This is a genomic window from Methanobrevibacter sp., from assembly GCF_017447225.1.
Lineage (GTDB): Archaea > Methanobacteriota > Methanobacteria > Methanobacteriales > Methanobacteriaceae > Methanocatella.
Genome location: NZ_JAFSNZ010000022.1, coordinates 1 through 4700, shown reverse-complemented (window position 1 = coordinate 4700; position 4700 = coordinate 1). Strand labels below are relative to the sequence as shown.

3 protein-coding genes and 1 pseudogene are annotated in these 4700 nt (G+C 37.5%); 2 read left to right on the top strand and 2 right to left on the bottom strand.

Features of this window, described 5'->3' with window-relative positions:
- Both IJQ68_RS01975 and IJQ68_RS01970 read right to left on the bottom strand, forming a co-directional pair.
- A pseudogene (locus tag IJQ68_RS01975) lies at positions 1–189 on the bottom strand (prepilin peptidase); the annotation flags it as partial.
- 96 nt (positions 190–285) lie between these two features.
- Positions 286–1905, bottom strand: a complete 1620-nt coding sequence (locus tag IJQ68_RS01970) for a CTP synthase (RefSeq protein WP_292796280.1) — start codon at positions 1903–1905, stop codon at positions 286–288.
- Between the two features lie 100 nt (positions 1906–2005).
- On the opposite strand from IJQ68_RS01970, the gene IJQ68_RS01965 reads away from it, so the two are divergent.
- The gene (locus IJQ68_RS01965) at positions 2006–3718 is read left to right on the top strand and encodes a hypothetical protein (protein WP_292796276.1); all 1713 of its coding nucleotides are present in this window, start codon (positions 2006–2008) and stop codon (positions 3716–3718) included.
- 46 nt (positions 3719–3764) lie between these two features.
- Positions 3765–4502 carry a hypothetical protein gene (locus IJQ68_RS01960; RefSeq protein ID WP_292796273.1) on the top strand — a complete coding sequence of 246 codons (738 nt, stop codon included), beginning with the start codon at positions 3765–3767 and terminating at the stop codon, positions 4500–4502.
- The last annotated feature ends 198 nt before the right edge of the window (positions 4503–4700 follow it).

The window sequence follows — 4700 nt, the reverse complement described above, 5'->3', positions numbered from 1 at the left end:
TGAGAATAAAATGAATTTAATGTTAGTTGTAATTATTGTCAAAAGCAGATTTGACAGAAAACCGAAAGCAAGCAGAATATAATTAAGCCTGTTGGGAACAACTCCTGTTTTAATATCAAAAATACAAAAAACAACAACGAAAATTATTGTAACCATAATCTGTATAAGATAAATATTGTCTATAATCATGGTTTAAAATTTCTAAAAAAGGAGTATATTAATTAGATAGAAATTAATCCGGTAATATTGTACGGGACGGTAATATTGTATGAAAAGGTAAAAAAATTAATTTTTAGAATGCTCATAAATAGCTTCTAAAAATGATTTGAATAAAGGATGTGGTCTATTAGGTCTAGACTTAAATTCAGGGTGGAACTGACATCCTATAGCCCAAGGATGGTCTGGGAATTCAACGATTTCAACCAGGAAATCATCCGGACTGGTACCTGAAATGATTAAACCTTTATCCTGAAGTTCCTGCCTGTAATCATTGTTGAACTCATATCTGTGCCTGTGGCGTTCTTCAATATCTATTTCACCATAAGCCTCATGAGTTTTAGTGCCTTCAATGATTTTGCAGTCATAGGAACCTAAACGCATAGTTCCGCCCATGTTCTTGATTTTTTTCTGCTCTTCCATCATGTCAATAACAGGATGGGTGAGATTGTCATCGAACTCGGAACTGTTTGCATCAGGATAGCCGTTGCGCCTTGCAAACTGGGTTACCATGGATTGCATACCTAAACAGATTCCGAATAAAGGAACATTGTTTTCAATTGCATAGTCAACTGCGTCCAATTTTCCTTCAAATCCACGTTCACCGAATCCTCCAGGGATTAGGATACCGTCAAAATTGTCCATGATGTCTTTGTCAAGCTCCTCAACATCGGAACTTAAATATTCAATGTTTGCCTTAACGCCAATGCTTGCCGCTGCATGCTGGAGGGATTCTCTGATACTGATATATGCATCTTCAAGTTCAACATATTTTCCGACAATACCAATTGTTACGCTAGGATCTTTAATCTTTAGGGAATCGACGACTTTAGCCCAGTCATCAAGTTTGGATGAATCCGGAGTAATGTCCAGGCCTATTCTGTCAACTATAAGTTTACCTATGTCATTTTCCTCAAGGACAAGAGGCACTTCATAGATTGAACCTGCATCTGGAGTGTTTACAACTGCATTAACATCAACGTCACAGAAATGAGCAACTTTTGCTAAAAGTGCATCGTCGATGTGTTCCTGTGACCTGCAGACAATGACATCGGGATTGATACCCATACTTCTCAATTCCTTTGTGGAGTGCTGTGTAGGTTTGGTTTTGAACTCGCCGGCAGCATTAAGGTAAGGAATGAATGTAACATGAACGAACATCACATTTGCAGATCCTTCTTCATTACGCAATTGTCTTAAGGCTTCTAAAAACGGCTGGCTTTCGATGTCTCCGACAGTACCGCCCAGTTCAATGAGGACGACATCATAGTCCTTTTTCTCGGAAGTTTCCCTAATCATTTCCTTAATGCGGTTAGTTATGTGAGGAATGACCTGTACACATTCTCCCAAGTATCCTCCTTCCCTTTCCTTTTTGATTACGGATTCATATACTTTACCTGTGGTAATGTTAGCGAAACCTTCGAGTTCAACATCCAAAAACCTTTCATAATGACCTAAATCTAAATCAGTTTCCATGCCGTCACTTGTGACGAAAACTTCTCCATGCTGATAAGGATTGAGTGTTCCGGAATCCCAGTTTAAATAAGGGTCAATTTTAATAGCTGATACTTTCAAGCCATATGATCTTAAAATCCTACCCATAGAGGCTGAAGTAATTCCCTTACCTATGGAACTTACAACTCCTCCAGTAATAATAATGTATTTTGTCAGAAAAATCCTCTCCTTAATTAAAATATCAATACTATAATTTTGGTTTTTTTAATATATAAAAATATATTAAATTTAAAAAGTAAACATACTATCATTATTAATATAATGGGGGAAAGTTATGAAAAGGAAAATCTTTTTGATTTGCATTCTCATCATATTCATGTGCGTCAACATTGTCAGCGCCAGCGAACTGGACAATTCAACGGCTGATATTGAAACTGCATCAGATGATAATGTCAATCCTACAATAATCGCAAATGACCTTACCAAATACTACAAAAACGATTCGCAATTTGAAGTCAGTGTTTTTGATGAAAACAGCACTCCTCTGACAGACGGATCAGTTGACTTTACAATAAACGGAAATACCTACAAAAGGCAGGTCGATAACGGAACCGCTAAATTGAATATCAATTTAGGTCCGGGAGTGTATCAGATTACAAGTAAAAACTGTTATGACAATTCAACCATCCAGAATACGATTACTGTTCTCACCAGCATCTTATCTGAAGACCTGACCAAATACTACAGGAACGAATCACAATTCTATACGACAATACTTGACGGCGAAGGGAATCCTCAAGCGGATGTTAACATATCAATTAACATCAACGGAGTATTCTATAATCGTACGACAAATAAAAACGGTACTGCAAAATTGAATATCAATTTAAGTCCCGGAAAATACATTTCGACAACAGAACGTAAAGACACAGGTTTGAAAGTATCCAATACAGTTACCGTATTGTCAAACATGTTCTGCTATGATTTAACCAAATACTATAAAAACGCATCATATGCAACCGCTAAAGTGCTGGACAATCAGGGAAATCCTTTAAAAAATGCTAACGTGAGCTTTAACATCAACGGAGTGTTCTACATCCGTGAAAGCGATGACGATGGAAATGTAAGACTGAACATAAATCTTGCACCCGGAGAATACATTTTAACGGCTGAAAATCCTAACAGCACATTAAAACAATCATCCAGAATTAAAGTATTGCCTAAAATGACAGAAGAAAGCTCATACTTCTGCTATTCACGCAAAAATACATATGATGTCAAATTGCTCAACGATGTCGGAAGCCCTGATGCCGGAAAAATCGTTAACTTCAACATCAACGGCCAAATCTTTAAGGTGAAAACAGATTCACAGGGAATGGCCAAATGCCCATTAGGCACATTGAAAAATGGAGCATATACGATTACAGCTGAATATGATGGAAACATGGTTTCAAATGGAATTAACATTGGACCTGGTTCCGTCAGCGTCATAAGAAACATTGGAAACCCATCAGCTAAAAAAATAGCATATGTTGTTGGAGTTCACCCATTAGAACATGAAACCCACGACACTCTTGTAAAACTGCTGCCAACAATTCCTGGATTTAACTACTGCTACGACATTTATGTTATCAATGTAGTTGAAAACGTCGGATATTATGGAGACGGAGCAGGAGACAACAGTCCGGGAAGACAGAACGGACAGAACTTAGCATACAATTACGTATATCCTCAAATCGTTAACGGAGGATATGAATTGGCTATTGACGTTCACTCAAATGTCGGTGCATATCCATACAGAACATTCGTATTCAGTCCTGTTACCGGAGGATTAGGAGAACAATATGGAAGAGCAGTTGCAAAAACATGTGCAAATGTAGTTTATTACCAATTAGGCCACACTACAAGCGGACCATACCTGACAGTTCCATTGAACAACCATGGAGTTCCTGCATTCTACTTTGAGGAATACAGTTTCGCAAGCCAAGCACAGAAAGACACCCACATGATGCAACTCATCTTTGGAGTAGACGGATTGAAATTATAAACTAAGATTTAATTATCTTAGTTTTCTTATTTTTTTAGGAGATATTATGGTTAAAAGGAAATATATTATAATTGCAATACTGATTATTATAATAGGCGTTGGAATAGTTGCCCTTAATGAGAGCGGACTGTTAAATAGTGGCAATATTGGACAAACCCCCGGCGCATCAGCGCTTTCACGTGAAGTGATTGCAAACTCAACAGATGATCCGGGTTCCGTTGAAGTAATCAGAAATATCGGAAATCCAAGCGGTGAAAAAATAGCTTATGTGGTCGGAGTTCATCCTCTTGAACATGAAACACACGAAACATTAGTGAAACTATTGCCAACAGTTAATGGTTTAAACTACTGCTATGACATCTATATAATTAATGTAACCGAAGATGTGGGCTATTATGGTGACGGAGCATCAGACAACAGTCAGGGAAGACAGAACGGACAGAATCTTGCATACAAATACGTATATCCCGAAATTGCAAACGGAAGCTATAAAGCGGCAGTAGATGTTCACTCAAACGTCGGTGCATATCCATACCAGACATTCGTTTTCAGCCCGATTCTGGGTGGATCAGGTGAGAAATGTGCAGTTGACGTTGCAAGCAAATGCGAAAACATCAGCTATTACACTCCAGAATCAACAACCAGCGGTCCTTTTCTAACCGAACCTTTAAACAACAACGGAATTCCTGCATTCTACTTTGAGGAATACAGCTTTGCAAACCAAAGCGTAAAAGACATGCACATGATTGAACTTATCAGAGCTGTCGATGCATTGAAATTTTAAGTGAGATGTTTAATCTCACATCTTTTTTTCTTTAGAAATTTTACTTTCTGAGGGCAATATTGATTTTAAATGATTAATACGGGAAATATGGCTCTTATTTTTATCTATAGTCTTTACTTAATGTTTGTACCATTTTTGTAAATTATTCTTGGGCAGTTAATACCTGTGTATTAAGATTTACCAAGCTATCTCCCATTG

Coding starts and splice junctions, on each gene's coding strand:
- IJQ68_RS01965 (WP_292796276.1), top strand. CDS start 2,006: ATGAAAAGGAAAATCTTTTTGATTTGCATTCTCATCATATTCATGTGC.
- IJQ68_RS01960 (WP_292796273.1), top strand. CDS start 3,765: ATGGTTAAAAGGAAATATATTATAATTGCAATACTGATTATTATAATA.